Source organism: Rahnella sp. CJA17(1/100) (assembly GCF_963881615.1).
Classification (GTDB): Bacteria; Pseudomonadota; Gammaproteobacteria; order Enterobacterales; family Enterobacteriaceae; genus Rahnella; species Rahnella aceris.
Window position 1 is genome coordinate 51,772 of the sequence record NZ_CAWOJA010000011.1, and the last position, 20,557, is coordinate 72,328.

The window sequence follows — 20,557 nt, forward strand, 5'->3', positions numbered from 1 at the left end:
ACCTCTGAAAATCAACTTATTACGATATTCGCTAATTGTTTTCGGCGATTGATGGGCATAACTTATACCTTCAATTTCAAAAGGGAATTATCAAAATGGCAATACCCGCTTACCTATGGCTTAAAGATGACGGCGGCGCTGACATCAAAGGATCTGTCGATGTGAATGGGCGTGAGGGGAGTATCGAGGTTCAAGGATTTGGGCACGGCTTGTTTTTACCTACTGACAACAACACAGGCAAGATCACCGGTACTCGTGTACATTCCGCGCTGACTTTTGAAAAAGAATTCGACAGCTCATCGCCCTACCTTTACAAGGCCGTCGCAAAAGGCCAAACCTTAAAATCTGCGGAGATAAGGTGGTACAGGATCAACGATGCTGGTCAGGAAGCTGAATATTTCAATATGCTGATGGAAAATGTAAAGGTCGTTTCTGTTTGCCCGCTAATGCATGATTGCAAAAACCCTGCCACTGATAAACATAACCATCTTGAGTCAATTTCACTGCGTTACGAGCGGATCACGTGGAAACATTGCGATGGGAATATCATTTTTTCAGATGCGTGGAATGACAGATGATCAAATGCACGTTTCGGTTAAACGGAGCGGGTATATCAACGCTAAGTTGCCCGGGAATTGGTTTTTTCCCTGCATACTCAGGCAATCCCGCACAGCGCAACGATCCTGAACAGACAGCGGTCAAAAACATAGGACCACTACCACCAGGCAGGTACTACATCGTATCCCGCCCTGTGGGGGGGTTAATGTACAAGCAGCGTGATTGGCTTAAGTCAATTGTCAGCGGTTCAGATCATGCAGCGTGGTTTGCATTATTTCGCGATGATAGCTTGATTGATGACACGACTTTCATTGAGGATGTCGAACGTGGAAATTTCAGATTACATCCGGCTGGATATCAGGGGACAAGTAACGGCTGCATAACATTTACCAGTAAGTCACACTTCGATATCCTTCGAGAAGCATTACTCAAGACACCAACCACGATGGTTAGCCCAACAATGAAAGCGTTTGGCACAGTGCAGGTGTACTAATGAAACCATACCAATATATTCTGATCTGGATGGCTGGCTCGGCGTCTTTTGTCGTAATACTCGTCACCATTTTCGCCTTAATACCCGAAAATATCGCGTACTCACTTTTGACAGAAAAAACAGGTTTTATAACAGAAGAATCATGGGCAAATATCTTTATGACCTTTATCCATCTGACTTCATTCCTGTTGAACATTTCACTGATCTGGCTTGTCGCCTTTTTACTGAGAAAGAAAGAGTAATCAAAGCCCGGCGGCAAGCCGGGCTGGTATTCAATACAGTGATGCATGGAAGGACCGCTTATGGTGAATAACCAGGATGTATAGATTGGTATAACTCAGGATGGAATAAGACGGGTAAATGCCGGGTTTTTACATGCACGGAAGATCATCAAACTCATCCGTAGTGGCCGTTGAAGCTATGCGTAACAACACCGAAAATTATTGTCGTCCCTCGAAACCACCGCCATCGATCAGGATGTCTGACTCAGGCCGCATCAGGGGATGGATGTCAACGGAGAGTGAACGGTTGGAAGGAGGTTATACAGGGTCTATGATGGAGGACTAACGGGAGTTTTTATGATTGAAGAAGTCGTATTACTTGATGGTAAAAATCAACCGGCGGGCACCATGGACAAAGCGCTGGTGCATACCGGCCAGACACCCTTACATCTTGCTTTTTCCTGCTATATTCACAACGATCGCGGCGAAATCCTGCTGACACGACGCGCCCTGAGCAAAGTGGCCTGGCCCGGCGTCTGGACCAATTCTGTCTGCGGACACCCGCTGCCGGGCGAATCCCTGCGGGCGGCAGTTTGCCGTCGCTGTCAGTACGAACTGGGTTTATACGTGGAGCAAATCACGTCGCTGGTTGACGAATTTCAGTATCGTGCCACCGATGCATCCGGGATTGTCGAAAACGAGTTTTGCCCGATATTTGCCGCTTTCACCTGCCAGCCCCCAGTGCCGCGTGCTTCTGAAGTCATGGATTATCAGTGGGTTAAGCCGGAAGATTTGCTGAACAGCGTTCGGGCAACACCCTGGGCATTCAGCCCGTGGATGGTGTTACAACTGGGTCAGATCACGCAGGAAAACCTCAGTCTGCTGGGGTGATGTGAGGCGCACAAAGCGGACATGCTGCCAGTCAGGATCGTTAAACAAAGCCTGATACTGGCGACGATTTTTCGCGTAAGTTTTCAGCGTCCACAGAATAATTGAATCCCGGCTGAAGAAGCTTTTACGAAACGATTCGCGATTCCCCGTTCCCGCCCAGATTTCCTTTTGTGCCCATGCCCGCGTGGCGGCGCGTTTCACCGCCTGATATAACGTACGCCCGAACGAATAATCCACCCACACGATCATGTCGATTTCGCGCCATTTCACGGCCTGAGTACGTTTGTAATTTCCGTCAATCACCCAGCCGTCACTGGCCGCCAGTTTTTCTGTCAGACGGGCAAAAAATTCTTCATCCGGTGTGCCCTGCCAGTCCGGCTTCCAGAACAGCGCATCCAGCTCAATATAAGGAATATTCAGTTTCTGAGAAATGTTGCGGGCAAGCGTTGATTTCCCGCTTCCGCTGGTACCAATAACATTGATTTTCACCACATGATCCTTATCCGCTGCCGGATGTTGCATCTGGCCTGAAAAAAGGGCGCATATTATGCCGCAACATATTTCACTTGTACAAGCACATGAATTAACGCCCGCAACCATTACGCACAGAACTAAGTTGTCGTGTGAATGTATTACCGCTGCGAATGGATGAACTATTTGTGCTTTTTTTCGATTGCTAGCAACAAAATCTAAAATATCTTGCAGCCATACCTGTACAGACTGGCAATCTTTGTATAACTTTCTGTTACCCCTGCTTCATCATCAGTCCGTCTTTTACGGGCGTATTCAGCCTGACCTTTGGAAGAAAAATTGGATTTCCCTTCTTCCAAAGGTTTTTTTCATGGCTGGGGTTTTCGTGATGCATAACACAACGATCAGATGAGTCAGGGCCGGAAATTGTGAAGAAAAACTTCACAATACTCTCTTTTCTGACTGGCAATAGGCACTTTTCACGTGAGACGAATCCGCTGAAAAGTTTAAGGAGGTCTACATGCAAATCGAAGCAGAACAAACAGTTACAGAAATCAGTGATTATTTAAATGTGCGGGAAACGCCGACATTAAGCGAAGTTGAGATCCTCGGGACTATTGTTTCAGGACTTCTCTCCAGCCACTATCCGGTGAGTAATAAGGCCATAATTGAAGGTCTGGTGCGCCATCTGGAACAGGAGACCAACATCAGTAATCAGCAAGGTTGCCGTAACTTACTGGAACTGGTGTTACTTTCCACGCAGGACGATGTGATTTAAAAAATATTACCGGCCTGTTAAAGATGATGTTAACAGGCCGGAGCGCAATAACTGTTTTGTTAAAGCGATTTCAGTGTCGCGGCGATCACATCTTTAGCCGGCGTGGTCGGACGACCAATCAGTTTGCTCAATGTATGAGAATCATCAAACAAGCCCCCTTTCTCTGCACCTGCATCAGAATCTGCCAGCATATTCGCCAGACCTTCCGGTAACCCGGCACCAAGCAGCGCTTTGGCAAATTCCGCCTCCGGCAGGTTGATATAATCAACTTTTTTACCGGACTGACGGGCAATTTCGGCAGTGAATTCCGCCAGCGTGTAGGCTTCATCCCCGGCCAGTTCGTAGATTTTACCGGCCTGATTTTCCTGCGTCAGTACTGCCGCCGCGGCCTCAGCATAATCCTGGCGCGCAGCGGAAGAGATTTTTCCTTCACCGACTGAACCAATAAACGCGTTATGCGCCAGCGCCGGGGCGATACTCGCCGCATAGTTTTCGGTGTACCAGCCGTTACGCAACAGCACGAATGGAATGGCGGATTCGCTTAATGCTTTTTCGGTCGCACGGTGTTCAACACCCAGTCCCAGCGGACTTTTATCTGCATGAAGCAGACTGGTGTAGGCCAGCAGTTTCACGCCTGCACGTTTTGCTGCGTCGATGACCGCGTTATGTTGTGCTTCGCGCTGACCGACTTCACTGGAAGAAATCAGCAGCAGTTTTTCGACACCTTTAAACGCAGAATCCAGTGTGGCAGGCTGGCTGTAATCGGCCTGACGCACGTCAATACCCAGATCTGCCAGATCCTGAGCTTTTTGCGGATTACGCACCGCGGCAATAATCTGATCAGCAGGCACTTTTTTCAGAAGTGCAGCAATAACAAGGCGGCCTAACTGGCCGGTAGCACCGGTAATTGCGATCATAATGGTTTCTCCAAAAAGTATTCGACAGATGATTTATGCTTTCAAGGCGCTAAAAATGTCGCCGTAAACACATCCTATGCGATACACTAACTTTTCGTAAGTACGTACCCTAAGGTTAGTATGAAAATAATTTCCTCTGAGCAACCCGCTGAACGTTTGCCACTGTCAGAACAAATCCGCCGGGGCGAAGTCCTGAATCCCAACTGCCCGTCGCGCGAAATCCTGCGTCACATCACCAGCCGCTGGGGATTACTGATCCTGATCGCGCTCAGCGATAACACATTGCGCTTTAGCGAACTGCGCCGCAAAGTCGGCGGTGTCAGCGAGAAAATGCTGGCGCAGACTTTACAGTCCCTCGAAGAAGACGGTTTCATCGACCGCCGTTCTTATCCGGTGGTGCCGCCGCATGTGGAATATTCTCTGACCCCCCTCGGCATCGAAGTAAAAGATCAGGTTGCCGGACTTGCAGACTGGCTTGAGTCGAATCTGCATCGCGTTATGAAACAGCGTAGCCTGCGTATCGTAGGTGCAGAGTAATTAACAAAAAAACTTAACAAGTCCCCAAAAATTCTCACCTATCATTGACTCTATCCACCGACTAACATCATTTCATTGATTCGATAAAACCTTTTATTTTAATCAGCTGAGGTGATGTATGTCCCCGTCCCAGACCCACAAGCAACATGTCACGCTCGTCATTACCCATAAGATTGCGCCAGCCAGCGAAGCGCAATATGAAGCCTGGCTGAATAAAATTATGCCACAGGCCAGTACCTTCCCGGGGCATCTTGGCGTCAACGTCATCCGCCCGAGCCGCAGCGGCGATGCTTATACCATTCTGGTGCGTTTCGACACGCTGGAAAATCTTAATGCATGGCACAACTCGGATCTGCGTAAACAACTGGTGGCGGAAGTCAGCCCGCTGTTGTTGCAAAACGACAGCACCGAGGTGCGTCCCGGTGCCGAATTCTGGTTCACCCCGCCAAGTGCGAATGTCCGCCCGCCCGCCCGCTGGAAACAGTATCTGCTGACATTGGGGGTAATTTATCCATCGACTCATATTGTGCCCTGGTTTTGGGGGCAGTTTTTGCCACAGCTTAAAGGCACCGAAGGCGGTCATTTACTCAATGACGCCACGGTCGTAGGGCTGGTGGTTTTCCTCTGGATGCCAATCGTTACACGAGTGTTCCATTCATGGCTGATGCGTGCTTCCGCGCAATAACAGGAGATTTCCCAATGAATTCAATAAATAATGTTGCTTCACTGATCCTGCTTAACGGCAAATTCCACACCGTTGACAGAGAAAAACCGCTGGCAAATGCTGTCGCAATCAAAGACGGTAAATTCCTGGCTGTCGGTACCGAAAATGAAGTGATGCAGTTTGCTGATGCGCAGACGCAGGTGGTGGATTTGCACGGACACACCGCCATTCCGGGCCTGAACGACTCGCACCTGCATCTGATCCGTGGCGGTCTGAATTACAATCTGGAATTGCGCTGGGAAGGCGTGCCTTCGCTGGCCGATGCCCTGCGGATGCTGAAAGAACAGGCGCTGCGGACACCAAGCCCGCAGTGGGTGCGCGTGGTAGGAGGCTGGACTGAATTTCAGTTTGCCGAACGCCGCATGCCGACGCTGGATGAAATTAATCAGGCCGCACCCGATACGCCGGTGTTTATCCTGCATTTATATGACCGCGCCCTGCTCAACCGCGCCGCGCTCAAAGTGGTCGGCTACACCAAAGACACCCCCAATCCGCCAGGCGGTGAAATTCAGCGTGACAGCAATGGTAATCCGACCGGTATGCTGATCGCCAAGCCAAACGCGATGATCTTATATTCAACGCTGGCGAAAGGACCGAAACTGCCGCTGGAACAGCAGGTGAACTCTACCCGCCAGTTTATGCGTGAACTGAACCGTCTCGGCCTCACCAGCGCGATTGATGCAGGCGGCGGCTTCCAGAATTACCCTGAGGATTATCAGATCATCGATGAGCTTCATCAGAAAAATCAACTGACGGTACGTATTGCTTACAACCTGTTTACCCAGCGTCCGCAACATGAACTGGAAGATTTCGAGCTGTGGACCGACATGCTCAAACCTGGCCAGGGCACTGATTTCTACCGTCATAACGGCGCAGGCGAAATGCTGGTATTTTCAGCCGCAGACTTTGAAGATTTCCTGCAACCGCGTCCGGATTTACCGCCGGGAACGGAGGTCGAACTTGAACGCGTGGTGCGTCATCTGGTGGAGCACCGCTGGCCGTTCCGCCTGCATGCCACGTATGACGAGTCGATCAGCCGGATGCTGGATGTCTTTGAGAAAGTGAACAGCGATATCCCGTTCAACGGGCTGCACTGGTTCTTTGACCATGCGGAAACCATCACCGAACGCAACATTGAGCGCGTCAAAGCGCTGGGCGGCGGCATTGCGGTACAGCACCGTATGGCATTCCAGGGAGAATACTTCGCTGAACGCTACGGTATCGAGGCCACCAAACATACGCCGCCAGTGGCGAAAATGTTGTCCGCAGGCGTGCCGGTCGGGTTGGGCACCGACGCGACCCGTGTTGCCAGTTATAACCCATGGACGGCACTGTACTGGCTGGTTTCCGGTCGCACCGTCGGCGGCATGGCGATGTATGACGACGACGCCCGTATTGACCGCGAAACCGCGCTGATGCTGTGGACGCAGGGCAGTTCCTGGTTCTCCAGCGAACAGGGCAAGAAAGGTCAGATCAAAGTCGGGCAACTGGCCGATCTGGCCGTTCTTTCCGAAGATTTCTTCAGCGTGCAGGAAGAACGTATCAAGGGCATCGAATCGGTGATGACCGTGGTCGATGGCAAAGTGGTTTACGCAGCAGGCAGTTTCTCGCCGCTCGCGCCGCCAGCCATCCCGGTGCTGCCGGACTGGTCGCCGGTCACCACAGTGCCTGGGCATTACCGCTCTGCGCCGCCACAAGGTGCAGCGCGCGTCGGGCTGGTTCGTCAGGGGCATCAGTGCGTCGGCCCGTGTGGCGTGCATAAACACAGCCATGATATTGCCCGTGGTTCTGATGTCCCGGTGTCCGATGACAACGCTTTCTGGGGTGCGTTAGGATGTTCGTGCTTCTCGTTCTGACCCGTTGAGAACGAGATGAAAATGGCCTGCATTGCAGGCCATTTTTTTCTGTCACCGTATCTTTTGCACACGCCCCGGCATACCCTGTTATGAGCATTAGCTCATTAACAGGAACTGAATGATGCGTGACCTTCCCCCTACAGCCACACTTCGCGCCTTTGAAGTCGCCACCCGCCACACGACGTTTACCTCAGCCGCAGAGGAGCTGTTTATTACACAAAGTGCGGTCAGCCATCAGTTGAAAAAACTGGAAGATAGCTGGGGCCTGCAGCTTTTTCAGCGTGGTAAAACCCTGAGCCTGACGCCTGCCGGTGCAGCGCTTGCCCCTCTGGTACGGGAATTCTTTAGTAAGCTTGAAACGACACTTGCCGATCTGCGTGAACAAAAAGGACGGGTGCGGCTGCGTGTCAGCACCACCTATTCTTTCGCGTTAAAGTGGCTGTTACCGCGCCTGCCGGAATTAGCACGTTTGCATCCGGAAATTCTGGTCTCGCTGGAAAGTACGGATAAAGCCATTAACTTCGCCAGCGCAGATTCCGATGTAGCGATCCGTTTCGGACACGGTAATTATGCGGCGCTGCATACAGAGTTTATGTTTCGCGAACAATTATTTCCCGTTGCCAGCCCCGCATTCTTAGCCGGTTTTGGTATACCCGCTGAACCTGCGGAGCTGCTGCGTTTTCCGCTGCTGACACGTGACGGGGCTGATCTGGTACCGAAATGGGATGCCTGGTTTAAGCAGGTTGGCGTGAATACTGATGTACTGCACGAAAGCGTCCGCTTCGCCGACACAAATATGACGATCGAAGCCGCGTTACTGGGTCAGGGCATTGCGTTAGCGCGCAGCGGCCACGTTGAAAAAGAAATCCATGATGGCAGTCTGGTCAGGCTCTTTGACGTCGTTTTCCCCTCTCCGGCCGCCTATTACTTTGTCTGTCCGGAAGGCATCGAGACGCAGCCGCACATCCTGAAATTCCGTAACTGGCTGCTGGCCGAATCACTGCAGGCGCAGCGCAGTTATCGTTAAAGTATGAGTTATTGCTCATACCACGATGACAACACTTCACTGTTAATCCGGGCACAGGCTGTTTAGCATCAGTACATGCCCGCTCATATTATTTTTCTGGCGGTATTCTGATGCTTGCGATTGTTGATAGGTTAATCAAATCAGGAGAACTCGAGATGTCTGACCGCCCTGCTATTGCTCTGATAGGTCCCGGTGCGATTGGTACGACCATCGCTGCAGCACTGCATGAAGTTAACCGCACGCCGCTGCTTTGCGGGCGCACTGCGCATCCGCAATTAATTCTGCGTCATGATGACGGCGAGGTGGTGGTGCCAGGCCCGGTATTAATCAATCCGTCGAAGGTCCACTCTCCGTGTGATCTGGTTTTTGTTGCGGTGAAAACCACACAGGTGGCTGACAGCGCCGGCTGGCTTACCGCATTGTGCGATAAAAATACCGTTGTCTGTGCACTGCAAAACGGCGTCGAACAGAAAACCTCGCTGGAACCCTACGTCAACGGAGCAACAGTGCTGCCTTCCGTTGTTTGGTTTCCAGCACAACGTGAGCCGGATGCCTCTGTCCGGCTGCGCGCAAAACCGCGTCTTACGCTGCCGGATGTGCCGCAGGCAAAACGGATCGCTGATGCGCTCAGCGGCACACGCTGTACGGTTGAATTGTCATCCGACTTTCTCACGATCGCATGGCGAAAATTGCTGCAAAATGCGGTCGCGGGTCTGATGGTTCTCTCTAACCGCCGTGCCGGAATGTTCTCACGCGGGGATATCACGCAACTGGCACTGGCTTATCTGCGTGAGTGTCTGACTGTCGCGCGTGCGGAAGGTGCGGTACTCAGCGATAACGTTCCGAAAGAGATCGTTGACGGTTTTCATCGTGCGCCTGCGGACCTGGGCACTTCTATTCTCGCCGACCGCCAGGCTAACCGCCCGCTGGAATGGGATATACGCAACGGTGTCATACAGCGTTACGGTCTCGCGCGGGGTATTCCTACGCCCGTTAGCGACATTCTGGTACCGCTGCTGGCGGCAGGAAGTGAGGGGCCCGGCTGACGCCAATAAAAAGCCCGGCGCAGGCGTCATGCCAGCGGCGGGCTTTACGTATGACAGCTTATAAATCCTTAAACGATCCCAGCCGGAATCCGCGTTCAGTTATCGCAGTTTTGAGCGAGGCCGACGTCAGTACATCCAGCTCCGCCAGGCGCGGATAGCAATATTTGCTCGCCAGAAGGGTGTTATCGATAAACGCCGGATGGGTCATGATTTCCACCGAGCGGTCACCGCGCTGCGTGGCGTTGTCCAGCGTTTGCACAAACAGGGCTTCTGAAACCGTCTCTCCGTAGAAACTGCTGTCGAAACCGTCGGTACTCTTCGCGCCACACAGCGCAATGTTGCCCCGGCGGATCTCGTCACGATCGATGCGTACAGGAATGCCCTGATCTTTCGCGAACGCTTCCACGATCGGGAAAATCTGCGGGAACATATGCACATGATGATGACTGTCGAGATGTGTCGGCAAACGGCCAAACAGAGACACAAAACGCCCGAACTGGCATTGCAGTTCCTGCGCGATTTCATCAAGCGGTAACGTGCCCTGCTCTGCCATTTCCCAAATCCATTTTCCCAGTTCACCGTCGCGGGCCAGCCCCGGCATGGATGACAAGGGACGTCCGAGCGTCAGCACGAAATGCATGCCGACGGCAAGATCAGGATTTTCTTTGCTGAGCACCGCGGCATGTTCTGCAGCGGCCATATTCACCATCGCCGTCGTCGACCGCACCACACCGTGGTTGAATGCGTCGATGATCCCGTAGTTTTGCGCTTTACAAAGCCCGAAATCATCGGCGTTCACTATCAGTAATTTATCCATAAATGTCCCGGTTGAACGCCTCCCCTTTTCAGGGAAGGCCGTGGGTTTATTTCAGCGCAGCAATGGTGTTAGCAAAATTTGGCAGTAGTTTTTCATGTGCCAGCAACATTTCGCGCGCCAGTATCTCAGCATCTTTATCGGAATGGATCAGCGGGCTGAGGTTCATCGCCAGCAGAACATCATTGAATTCACCGCTCAGTGCGGCATTGCTGGCGGCAATCTCAAAGCCTTTGATGGTGTATATCAGGCCAAGCACTTTTTCGTCGAAATGCGTGATACGCGGGTGTGGTTTTGCGCCGTCACGCCCGATGGTGCACGTCATTTCCACCGCCCAGTCAGACGGGATGTTATCAATATGGCCGTTATGCGGGAAATTGACGTACTGCTCGGTTTGTTTGTCGTTGTAAATTGCGCTGATCACTTCGCAGGCGGCATCGGAATAATAGGCCCCGCCGCGCAATTCCAGTTCTTTCGGTTTGACGTTCAGATCAGGGTTTTTGTACAGATCGAACAGCTGCTTTTCAACCTTCTGTACCACCGTGGCGCGTGCACCGCCTTTGTAGAATTCCCCCATCTCAATCGCCAGCATCTCTTTCTGCTTAAAGTAATACAGCAGATAAGAACATGGCAGCAAATTCAGGGAGCGGATCAGGCCTTCGCTGAACGGTAAATCAAAGATGTTTTTCACCGAACCGGCGGTCAGCGTGCCGGACGCGACGCCGTCGAGCAGTTCGGCGAAACGTGATTCGCCGTTGACCAGAACATCTTTAATGAACACCATGTGGTTCAGGCCAAACAGGTCGATGGATAAATCGTCCTGCGGGGTCAGTTGCAGCACATCCTGAATGAACATTTTCATGCCAACCGGGATGTTACACACGCCGATGAATTTCTTGAATCTGGTGTGCCGGAATACCGCTTCCGTTACCATTCCGGCCGGGTTGGTGAAGTTAATCACCCAGGCGTCCGGGCAGATCTCTTCGACATCTTTAATGATGTCAAAAATCACCGGAATGGTACGCAAGCCTTTGAACAGGCCACCAGCGCCGTTGGTTTCCTGCCCGAGATAACCGTGGCTGAGCGGAATACGTTCGTCCAGTTCGCGTGCTTTGAGCTGGCCAACACGCAGTTGCGTGGTGACAAAATCGGCATCCACCAAGGCTTCGCGGCGATCCAGCGTTTTATGCATTACAATCGGCACACCTGCACGTTCCACCATACGCTGGCAAAGATTGAAAATAATATCCTGTTTCTCTTTTCCGGCTTCCACATCGACCAGCCATAATTCGGTAATAGGCAATTCATCGTAGCGTTTAATAAAGCCTTCCAGTAATTCCGGGGTATAACTACTTCCGCCACCAATTGTGACGACTTTCAGTTTTTTACGCATAGGAACTCCCGTGCAATAATAATGCACTGCAAATTTAAACAGAGAAATAAATGATTCGGTTTAATTAATACTGCATAACTTCTTTCGGTAATGATTGGGGGTAAAAGAAGTTAGCTTTTTAAAGTTTTTAATAAACATACTCGGGCTGCTGTAACCGGATTCAAACGCGATGTCCGTGACCGAATAATTGGTGATCTCCAGCTGTTTCTTGGCAAAATCAATACGGATTTCATTAATAATCTGCATCGGTGTTTTGCCATAATGTCGCTGCGTGGCACGGCTGAGATATTCCTGTGATTTGCCGGAAAGGGCCACCATATTCGTTAATGCTTTGTCACTAAACTGCGTTTTGTCGTGCATCTTTTCGATGGTATTTTTAAGCCAGCCTGGCGCATCTGTCGTGATTTCTGATTCTCTGTGATGGCGTAAACGGTTCACAATATAAAACGTCACCATTTCCAGAAACTCATTAAATTCCCCGTTCCTGAAATTAAGAGAAGCGATCACAGATTCTATATAAGCCAGAAACTCAGTCTTAATCTGATAAACCTGTGACGCCACAAAACGGGATGGCAGTAAAGATAAATAGTGTTGCTCGAAGAACGCTTTGCTGATCCCGACATTTAATATCCGCGTCGCACCGAATTCATAGAAACTTTGGTGATGGGATCCCAGAGGGATAAAGACAAAATCGCCGCGTTCTAACAACACCCGCTTACCATTGACGTTCTGGTAATACCGGCCGGTCAGCACCACTGTAAATTCGTAGTAATCATGTTCATGCAGCCCGGAAATGCTTTCTACTTTGTTGTAGATGAACATGTGGAAATTCTGACCGTCGAAGAGTTGATTTTCGCGCGCTGTCTTGATTTCCATGCTCAGTACCGGTGGCTGCATTATGGCTCCCTACGTTATTTTATTTTTTCATGAAGCTCAATGAGTTCCGCAATCAGTTCGCGGGCCAGCATTGACGTCATCAGGTGATCTTGTGCATGCACCAGCACCAGGCTGACTTTGGTTTTTCCTTCGCCCTGATCGCCTTCAATCAGTTGAGTCTGCACCAGATGCGCTTCATTCAGCGCCATTTTTGACTGCGCCATCACCGAACGCGCCTGCTCAAAATCACCTTCTTTGGCTTTTTTGAGCGCCGCGTAAGCCAGGCTGCGTGCTTGTCCGGAGTTGATGATCAACCCCATCACCACTTCTTCGAGATCCTGCATTTCGCTTTCAGTTTCAACAATGCTGTCTAAATCCATCATCTCTGTCTCTCCATGATTGGCCGGATAACGGCGGGAAGATGGCCTCTGCCCGCCCTCCGTTCAGATTAAAATTTCAGTGAAGCGGCAATGTCTTCTTCGCTTTCTTCTTCTTCAATAATCGCCTGCGCCTTGTTAGACAAGATCACGAATGGCATGTACACCAGCGTGGCAATACCGAGATTGAACAATGCGACGAGCAGTGCCGCGATGCTGCCGTTACTGTTAAAGAAAGCGCCAAGCCCGGTCGGCATGGTCCACGGCGCCAGGTTAGTGACCGGAGGAATGATACCCATGCTGTACGCGGCGATCGTGATGGCGGCCAGAATCGGCTGAACCAGCACGAAGGGGATAAACATCACCGGGTTCATGATAATCGGCAGACCAAACAGGATGGGCTCGTTAATCTGGAAGATGCCTGACGGCAGTGCCAGCTTTGCCACCTGACGATGATCGGCACGGCGTGAGGCGATAAAGATGGCGATGATAAGCCCGAGGGTTGCACCGGAACCGCCCAGCATGATGTAGGAATCCAGCATCGGTTTGGCCCAGAAGTGGAAGGTTTTCCCTGCATCAATCGCGGCACTCACGGAACCGTATTCGGTGTACAGCGCGATATTTTCAAGCGCCCACGGGGTCATGATGCCGTTGTCGAGCGCGGTCAGCGCCAGAGATCCGTGTACACCAAAGAACCACAGCAGTGAGTTGAAAATCACGTACGCCCAGCCAACCACGCTGCCCATTGCCGCCAGAGGTTTGGAAATTGAATCCATAATAATCTGGTGGAAGTTGTGGCCATATAATCCGAGTAACCAGGAAATAACCCCGAAGATAAACAGAATAATAAAGCCCGGAATTAACGCGGAGAAGGATCGGGAAACCGAAGACGGCACACTCGCCGGCAAGGTAATGACCCAGTTGCGGCGAATCACAAAGGTGAACATTTCTGCGACAACCAGACCTATTACCATACCGGAAATAATATTCGCGCCACCTAACCAGTTTGCGCCCACCGCATAAGCTTCACCGACGCTGTATGGCGTCACGGTCATAAAGGCTGCAACGGCTAATAAACCGGCGGAGAGGGAATCAACTTTACGTTCTTCCGCTAATGCCATGCCAATAAAGAATGGCGCCATCAGCGACATAATACCGAGCGTACCGTTATAAACATTAATACCGATGGTTTTCAGACCGGCCAGCGTATCGATAGTTGACGGGTCTAAGCGCACGCCTAAAGAATAAAAGAAAGAACCGGCACCAAAGTTCAGGAACACGTTATTAATTAAAACGAACATGGCACCCGCGAGGGTCAGCGGCATGAGTTTTATGAAGCCATTTTTAATGGCATTAATATGCGGTTGTTTACCTATTTTAACGGCAAAAGGAAGAAGTATCTTTTCAAGTGAATCAATGGCTTTGCTCATTGGTATTTTCCTTTAATGCCGCCATCTGGCGGCCAGGGGAAGAAATTCGCTCTTTGACTGGAGTTCTCTTTGACTTAAAAATTTCAATATAAAGACGTTCAATTTTAAAATAAGGAAAAACGTAAGATCACTGTGCTGCTGCTTTTTTGATCGCAGCAACGGCTGCTTTCAGAACACCTAACCCGTCAATTTTGCCGTACAGGCCAGAATCGATCACTTCAACCGGTTTACCCGGCAAGACTTTTTTAATTTCATCCAGCATATAGGCAATTTGCGGCCCAAGCAGAACGACATCGGCTGCCGCACCTTTCTCTGCAGCCAGTGTTTCAGGAAATGCTTCGATAATGACCGGGACCTCATACTTCTCAGCCTGAACCTTCATTTTAGAAACCAGTAACGAGGTTGACATTCCGGCGGAGCAAAACAAATAAATGACTTTCTTTTCCATGATAAAACCCTCATATCCCGATAAATTGCAGCTCAGGCAACGGTTTTTCCTTCACCTGCGAGAATGTATTCAGAGCAAATAAATTGAAGATAACGAATCGTCTCTGCCTGAAAGCAGTATACGGCATCACTTCAGGGCGCGATAATTCGGAACTTATAGAAATTGTCTCTCCTTGACCATCCCTTATGACTCCCTTCACGTTTTGGGTAAATAACTCGCGAGGATAAATAAGATAAAGACGCACGGCCACGCAACAAGAAGTTAACATTTACACTTACCCAAGCAGGGGACAATATGAGAAACTGGCAATGATTGCGCAAACATTACTATTTTGACGCCATAATTCAGTGGTCAACGCTTTGAATAATAAAATAAATGCTCAGAAAGGCCGTTCCCGTACGGCTACGCTCGAAGATGTTGCTCAGGCCGCCAGCCTTTCACCCATGACGGTCAGCCGCGCCTTAAACAATCCCAAAGTCGTGCGCCCGGCGACCATTGCCCGCGTGATGGAAGCCGTGAGAAGTACCGGTTACATCCCCAATATGCTGGCCGGTGGTCTGGCGACCAGCCGCACGAAACTCATTGCCGTCGTCGTGCCGCAGATTAACAACAATATGTTTGTTGATACCGTGCAGGCCATCAGCGACCAACTGGCGGCACGGGGTTATCACATGCTGTTGTGTATTGTCGGCTATGAGCCGGAAGATGAAACCGATATTGTCGCCACCCTGCTTTCGCGTCGACCGGACGGGATTGTGCTGACCGGCATTCATCACACGTCGGAACTGAAAAGAATCATTCTTAACGCCAATATCCCGGTAGTAGAAATCTGGGATTTAACGCCCACACCGATTGACATGCTGATTGGCTTCTCGCACGAAAAAGTCGGCAATGCCATCGGTGACTATTTCCTCGGCAAAGGCTTCAGGCGTTTTGGCTTTATCTGTGCTTCCGATCGCCGCGCAATGGTGCGTAAAAACGGGGCAATCAGCGTGTTGCGGGCCATTCCTGAGCACGACATTAAAGAAGTGATTGTTTCCCGTCCGGCGAATATGGAAGTCGGACGCCAGGCATTGCGCCAACTGCTCGCCAGCGATCACCGCTTTGACGCCATCATTTGCAGCTCCGACACCCTGGCGCAGGGCGCAATCATGGAAGCCGAATCGCAGGGTTTACGCGTGCCGGATGATTTCTCGGTGATCGGTTTCGCGGACCTGAATTTTGCCGCCCATAACCGCCCTGCCATTACCACCGTCAGCGTCGAAAAATGGGATTTAGGCATCCGCGCGGCAGATATGCTGGCGGATAAAATTGAAGGCATCGCGGTTGAGGAACCTATTGTTGATATGGGTTACAAACTGGTTATTCGGGAATCAGCTTAGCGCCTTGCACACTTCAGCTTTTGTTTTAACCATAATACTCCACCCCAACCCTCCCCTTCGCAGGGGAGTGAGTTGTCCGCGTAATTAATTCAACTTTATATTTTTCCCGGTTATAAATAACCCCGACAATTGAAACTCATTCTTATTTGTTAAAAATGTTAGCTAACATTCATAACAACAAATAACAGAAACTTTCCGTGCGGAATTATATTGATCTAAATTCAACCCACAAAATCATGAAGAATACTTTGATAAACAATGCTATTTCCCCCTTAGCCATTCACAATAAAAACAATCAATATCTCATTGATTTAATGATATTTTAAATCAAATTAAACCTGTGTAACTCCTTAATGCATTTCCCGCCTTATAGTTCATGGGGAATTTATTCATTTATTTTAGATGTAGCGGTGATATTATCGATTTGTACCCAAAAAATAATAATAATTAACCCAAACTTAACATCAGGCATGTGAGAGTCGTAATTCTATGCTCCTTCAAAAAAAAACAACCCGTCGCAAGTTTTTACTTGGGTCGCTGATGGCTTTGCCTGTCGGGACCATCATGATGAAAGGGCTGTCAGCGGCACAAGCTGCAGAAATGGCTGCCCCGGATTTACTCGAATATAAACCGATATTTTTCAGCGCCGATGAGTGGCAGTTTATTATGGCCGCCGCTGACCGCCTGATCCCTGCGGGTGGCAAAGGCAAAGCACCGGGCGCACTCGAAACCAATGTGCCGATTTTTATCGATCAGCAAATGCACGGCGATTTCGGCGAAGAAATCTATATGCAGGGCCCGTTCAACGTGCATGCTCCGGCGACAATGGGGTATCAGATCCCGTTCCGTCCGCAGCAAATCTACAAAACCGGCATTCGTATTGCGAACGCCTGGTGTCAGCAAAATCATCAGAAAGCCTTCCATGAACTGGCCGATCAGGACAAAGACAATGTGCTGACGCAGTTGCAGAAAAACGGCATCAAATTTGCCGATGCGGGCGAAGAAAATCTTGTCGCCTCGCAATTCTTCAGCGAACTGCTTTCAGACACCAAACACGGCTATCTGGCAGACCCGATCTACGGCGGGAACAAAGGGATGAAGGCGTGGATTGCCATCGGCTTCCCCGGCGCACGCGCCAGTTTCACTGAGTGGGTTAAGCAGCACAATGTCCCGTATCCGCTGGGGCCTGTGAGCCTGCAGGGCGCGCGTGCCTGAGTGCCTCACCCTATTACCGTTTTCTGATGACTGACAGGATTAAAGATGGCAAAAGTAACTAAACCAGAAGTCGACGTCGTTGTTGTCGGCCTCGGCTGGGCTGGCTCGCTGATGAGTATCGAGCTGGCGATGGCGGGCCTGACCGTTCGTGCGCTCGAACGTGGCGGCGATCGCGGCTACGAAGAATTTGCTTACCCGAAACCGGCGGACGAATATGCCTACGCGGTACGCAATAAAGTCATGGCGACGCCGGCTGAAGCCGCTGTCACCGTGCGTTACAACATGAGTGAAACCGCCCTGCCAACCCGTAAATGGGGTGCATTCGCGCCGGGTACCGGCGTGGGTGGTTCCGGTCTGCACTGGACGGCGGTATTGATTCGCCCGACGCCGACCGATTTAAAACTCAAAACTTACGCTGACGAAGCCTACAAACCAGGCATCCTGCAGGAAGACATGCGGATCATGGATTTCCCTTTCTCCTGGGATGAAATTGAGCCGTATTACACTAAGTTTGAGCATATCTGCGGTCAGTCCGGCAAAACCGGCAACCTGCGCGGTCAGATTATGGAAGGCGGGGATCCGTTCGAAGGGCCGCGTTCCGAGCCGTATCCGCTTCCTGCGCTGGAAGACACGCTCAACAGCAGCATGTTTGCTGAAGTCACCAAAAAAATGGGCTACCACCCGTTCCCGAACCCGTCAGCCTGCGTGTCCCGCGCCTGGACTAACCCGTACGGTAACCAGATCGCGCCGTGTAACTACTGCGGTTATTGCAGTAAATACCCGTGCCTGAACTACTCGAAAGCGTCGCCGCAAACGGCGGTGATGGACGCGCTGAAACGCATGGATAACTTCTCTTATGAAGTGCATGCCAATGTGCTGAAAGTCGAACTGCATGATGATAAGAAAACCGCCAAAGGCGTGATCTACATGGATGCAGACGGCAACGAGTGCTTCCAGCCAGCGAAAATCGTGGTACTGAGCAGCTTCCAGTTCTGCAACGTGCGGCTGATGCTGCTGTCCGGGATCGGCAAGCCTTACAATCCGATCACCGAAGAAGGCGTGATTGGCCGCAACTATGCGTTCCTCAGTAACGGCGGTTCGACGCTGTTCTTCAAAGACAAAAACTTCAATCCGTTTGCCACCGCAGGCGCCACCGGCCAGATGTTCAACGATATCTCTCCGGGCAACTTCGACGGCCCTTCCCTTGGCTTTATCGGCGGTGCGAAAATTCACAGTTCGCAGGCCACCGGCACGCCAATCAGCACCTCGCTGCCAAAAGGCACGCCTGCGTGGGGCACCGGCTGGAAAGAAGGCATGGAAGAATGGTACGGCCATTCGATGAAAATCAGCATCACCACCACCTGCCAGTCTTACCGCGATATTTATCTGGATCTGGATCCGAATTACAAAGATGAATATGGCTATCCGCTGCTGCGCATGACTTTCGACTGGAAACAGAACGAACTCAAATTGCAGCAATACCTGAAAGGCATCGTGGGCAATATCACCAAAGAGCTGAACCCGGACAGTTACAGCGAAAGCTTCCTGCCGATGGACGCGCACTTTGACCTGACCAAATACGTCTCTACCCACAACGTGGGCGGCGCGGTGATGGGCGATAACCCGAAAACCTCGGCGCTGAACAAGTTCCTGCAAAGCTGGGATGTGCATAACGTATTTGTGCCGGGCGGTAACGCTTTCCCGCAAAACTTCCAGGCTAACCCGACGGACACCATCGGCGCGATCACCCTGATGGCGGCGCAGGCGATTAAAGATCAGTACCTGAAAAACCCTGGTCCACTGGTTCAGGCATAAGCGGAGATGAACAGGATGAAACTCAAAAGTTTATTTATCGCTAACGCCTTGCTGCTGGGTGCGGGTTTTATGGCGAATGCGCAGGCGGATACCAATACACAACCCGACAACGCAGCGCTGATCAAACAGGGAGAATATGTGGCGCGTCTGGGCGACTGCGGCGCCTGTCATACGGTGGCGGGGAAACCGGCGTTTTCAGGCGGGCTGGCGATCAACTCCAATCTGGGCACCATTTATTCCACCAACATTACACCGGATAAAGACCACGGTATTGGCGGTTATAGCGAAGCACAATTCTCGGATGCAGTGCGCAAAGGCGTTCTGCCGGACGGCACCCGTTTGTATCCGGCAATGCCTTATCCGGATTACGCTAAAATCAACGATCAGGATATGCACGCGCTCTACGTTTACTTTATGCAGGGCGTAAAACCGAGCGCAGAACAACCGCCTGAAACCGATCTGAGCTTCCCGTTCAGCCAGCGCTGGGGCATGCGTTTCTGGAACTGGGCATTCGCGTCTGACAAACCTTTCCAGCCAATCGGCGGCGCTTCTGAGCAGGTAAACCGGGGTGCGTATCTGGTGGAAAGTCTCGGGCACTGCGGCAGTTGCCATACCCCACGCGGTTTCGGCATGAATGAAAAGGCGCTGGACAGCAGCGACTCTGATTTCCTGGCGGGCGGTAGCCTGAATAACTGGGACGTCCCTTCCCTGCGCGGTGTCGCGCACTGGAACGAGCAGGAAATTGTCGATTATCTGGGCAAAGGGCGTAATGACAAAGCAGCAGTTGGCGGCGAAATGACGTCTGTGGTGGAAAACAGTACCGCACACATGACCGATGACGACCTCAAAGCCATCGCGGCCTACATCAAGTTCCTGGGCGGTAACCCGCCGGTTCCGGCAGAGGACACGCAAAAAGCCAGCGCGACCGAAGCCAGACTGACGGCGGCGAAAAACCTCAGCGAAGGCGAGCGTTTGTATCTGGATAACTGCGGCGCCTGTCACTTTGTCACCGGCAAAGGCGCACCGGGCGTTTTCCCGCAACTGGATCAGGCAACGATTGTGAACGCGAAAGATCCGACCGGGCTGATCCACACCATTCTGGCGGGCGCGCAGCAACCGTCAACGGCACGGGCGCCGTCAACGCTTGTGATGCCGGGCTTTGCCAGCCGTCTGACGGACGAAGAAGCGGCGCAATTGTCGACCTTTATCCGTCAAGGTTGGGGCAACAACGCACCGGCAGTGACGGCGAAAGACGTCAGCGAAGTCAGAAAAACCCTGACGAAGTAAT

The 20,557-nt window shown here is 51.3% G+C and carries 22 protein-coding genes; 14 read left to right on the forward strand and 8 right to left on the reverse strand.

Annotation, left to right across the window (positions count from 1 at the left end):
• The first annotated feature begins 95 nt into the window (after window positions 1-95).
• The 4 genes from AACU55_RS06490 to idi all read left to right on the forward strand — a co-directional run bounded on the left by AACU55_RS06490 (window position 96) and on the right by idi (window position 2,163).
• Window positions 96-578, forward strand: coding sequence for an Hcp family type VI secretion system effector (locus AACU55_RS06490; protein WP_013577896.1), 483 nt, complete (start codon window positions 96-98; stop codon window positions 576-578).
• Complete coding sequence (locus tag AACU55_RS06495; RefSeq protein ID WP_013577897.1) at window positions 575-1,051, forward strand: DUF2778 domain-containing protein; 477 nt, start codon at window positions 575-577, stop codon at window positions 1,049-1,051. Before AACU55_RS06490 ends, AACU55_RS06495 begins: the two co-directional genes overlap by 4 nt.
• Window positions 1,052-1,193: 142 nt before the next feature.
• On the forward strand, window positions 1,194-1,364 hold the full coding sequence (locus tag AACU55_RS06500) for a hypothetical protein (RefSeq protein WP_153376364.1): 171 nt from the start codon (window positions 1,194-1,196) through the stop codon (window positions 1,362-1,364).
• A 265-nt stretch (window positions 1,365-1,629) separates the two neighbouring features.
• Window positions 1,630-2,163, forward strand: coding sequence for an isopentenyl-diphosphate Delta-isomerase (gene idi, locus AACU55_RS06505; protein ID WP_134705256.1), 534 nt, complete (start codon window positions 1,630-1,632; stop codon window positions 2,161-2,163).
• Here idi and AACU55_RS06510 read toward each other — a convergent pair.
• Window positions 2,116-2,652: a shikimate kinase gene (locus AACU55_RS06510; RefSeq protein ID WP_037033247.1), complete on the reverse strand. Its 537-nt coding sequence runs from the start codon at window positions 2,650-2,652 to the stop codon at window positions 2,116-2,118. The two genes, idi and AACU55_RS06510, sit on opposite strands and share 48 nt — an antisense overlap.
• Before the next feature lie 502 nt (window positions 2,653-3,154).
• On the opposite strand from AACU55_RS06510, the gene AACU55_RS06515 reads away from it, so the two are divergent.
• Window positions 3,155-3,412: a biofilm/acid-resistance regulator YmgB/AriR gene (locus tag AACU55_RS06515; RefSeq protein WP_014416568.1), complete on the forward strand. Its 258-nt coding sequence runs from the start codon at window positions 3,155-3,157 to the stop codon at window positions 3,410-3,412.
• Between the two features lie 59 nt (window positions 3,413-3,471).
• On the opposite strand, the gene AACU55_RS06520 is transcribed toward AACU55_RS06515, so the two are convergent.
• Window positions 3,472-4,329, reverse strand: coding sequence for an SDR family oxidoreductase (locus tag AACU55_RS06520; protein ID WP_013577902.1), 858 nt, complete (start codon window positions 4,327-4,329; stop codon window positions 3,472-3,474).
• Between the two features lie 120 nt (window positions 4,330-4,449).
• On the opposite strand from AACU55_RS06520, the gene AACU55_RS06525 reads away from it, so the two are divergent.
• From AACU55_RS06525 to AACU55_RS06545, 5 genes are all read left to right on the forward strand, one after another.
• Entirely contained in the window at window positions 4,450-4,866 is a 417-nt protein-coding gene (locus tag AACU55_RS06525; protein WP_013577903.1) for a winged helix-turn-helix transcriptional regulator, read from the forward strand.
• A 118-nt stretch (window positions 4,867-4,984) separates the two neighbouring features.
• Window positions 4,985-5,551: an antibiotic biosynthesis monooxygenase gene (locus AACU55_RS06530; RefSeq protein ID WP_134705257.1), complete on the forward strand. Its 567-nt coding sequence runs from the start codon at window positions 4,985-4,987 to the stop codon at window positions 5,549-5,551.
• 14 nt (window positions 5,552-5,565) lie between these two features.
• On the forward strand, window positions 5,566-7,446 hold the full coding sequence (locus tag AACU55_RS06535; protein ID WP_134705258.1) for an amidohydrolase: 1,881 nt from the start codon (window positions 5,566-5,568) through the stop codon (window positions 7,444-7,446).
• Between the two features lie 121 nt (window positions 7,447-7,567).
• A complete protein-coding gene (gene gcvA, locus AACU55_RS06540) occupies window positions 7,568-8,473 on the forward strand; it encodes a transcriptional regulator GcvA (RefSeq protein WP_134705259.1) in 906 nt (301 codons plus the stop codon).
• Window positions 8,474-8,628: 155 nt separating this feature from the next.
• On the forward strand, window positions 8,629-9,519 hold the full coding sequence (locus AACU55_RS06545) for an oxidoreductase (RefSeq protein ID WP_134705260.1): 891 nt from the start codon (window positions 8,629-8,631) through the stop codon (window positions 9,517-9,519).
• Between the two features lie 58 nt (window positions 9,520-9,577).
• Here AACU55_RS06545 and chbG read toward each other — a convergent pair whose 3' ends face one another.
• The 6 genes from chbG to AACU55_RS06575 all read right to left on the reverse strand — a co-directional run bounded on the left by chbG (window position 9,578) and on the right by AACU55_RS06575 (window position 14,857).
• Window positions 9,578-10,336: a chitin disaccharide deacetylase gene (gene chbG, locus AACU55_RS06550; RefSeq protein ID WP_014416574.1), complete on the reverse strand. Its 759-nt coding sequence runs from the start codon at window positions 10,334-10,336 to the stop codon at window positions 9,578-9,580.
• 46 nt (window positions 10,337-10,382) lie between these two features.
• A complete protein-coding gene (locus AACU55_RS06555; protein ID WP_014416575.1) occupies window positions 10,383-11,726 on the reverse strand; it encodes a 6-phospho-beta-glucosidase in 1,344 nt (447 codons plus the stop codon).
• A 60-nt stretch (window positions 11,727-11,786) separates the two neighbouring features.
• On the reverse strand, window positions 11,787-12,623 hold the full coding sequence (gene chbR / locus AACU55_RS06560) for a transcriptional regulator ChbR (RefSeq protein WP_014416576.1): 837 nt from the start codon (window positions 12,621-12,623) through the stop codon (window positions 11,787-11,789).
• Between the two features lie 14 nt (window positions 12,624-12,637).
• Window positions 12,638-12,985: a PTS N,N'-diacetylchitobiose transporter subunit IIA gene (gene chbA, locus AACU55_RS06565; RefSeq protein ID WP_013577912.1), complete on the reverse strand. Its 348-nt coding sequence runs from the start codon at window positions 12,983-12,985 to the stop codon at window positions 12,638-12,640.
• 65 nt (window positions 12,986-13,050) lie between these two features.
• Complete coding sequence (chbC, locus tag AACU55_RS06570; protein WP_013577913.1) at window positions 13,051-14,409, reverse strand: PTS N,N'-diacetylchitobiose transporter subunit IIC; 1,359 nt, start codon at window positions 14,407-14,409, stop codon at window positions 13,051-13,053.
• Between the two features lie 127 nt (window positions 14,410-14,536).
• On the reverse strand, window positions 14,537-14,857 hold the full coding sequence (locus AACU55_RS06575; RefSeq protein WP_013577914.1) for a PTS sugar transporter subunit IIB: 321 nt from the start codon (window positions 14,855-14,857) through the stop codon (window positions 14,537-14,539).
• A 359-nt stretch (window positions 14,858-15,216) separates the two neighbouring features.
• Between AACU55_RS06575 and AACU55_RS06580 the strand changes: the two genes are divergently transcribed.
• From AACU55_RS06580 to AACU55_RS06595, 4 genes are all read left to right on the forward strand, one after another.
• Window positions 15,217-16,239, forward strand: a complete 1,023-nt coding sequence (locus AACU55_RS06580) for a LacI family DNA-binding transcriptional regulator (RefSeq protein WP_049804370.1) — start codon at window positions 15,217-15,219, stop codon at window positions 16,237-16,239.
• A 489-nt stretch (window positions 16,240-16,728) separates the two neighbouring features.
• Window positions 16,729-17,454: a gluconate 2-dehydrogenase subunit 3 family protein gene (locus AACU55_RS06585; RefSeq protein ID WP_013577916.1), complete on the forward strand. Its 726-nt coding sequence runs from the start codon at window positions 16,729-16,731 to the stop codon at window positions 17,452-17,454.
• Between the two features lie 45 nt (window positions 17,455-17,499).
• On the forward strand, window positions 17,500-19,269 hold the full coding sequence (locus tag AACU55_RS06590; RefSeq protein ID WP_013577917.1) for a GMC family oxidoreductase: 1,770 nt from the start codon (window positions 17,500-17,502) through the stop codon (window positions 19,267-19,269).
• Window positions 19,270-19,284: 15 nt separating this feature from the next.
• Complete coding sequence (locus AACU55_RS06595; RefSeq protein ID WP_013577918.1) at window positions 19,285-20,556, forward strand: c-type cytochrome; 1,272 nt, start codon at window positions 19,285-19,287, stop codon at window positions 20,554-20,556.
• The last annotated feature ends 1 nt before the right edge of the window (window position 20,557 follow it).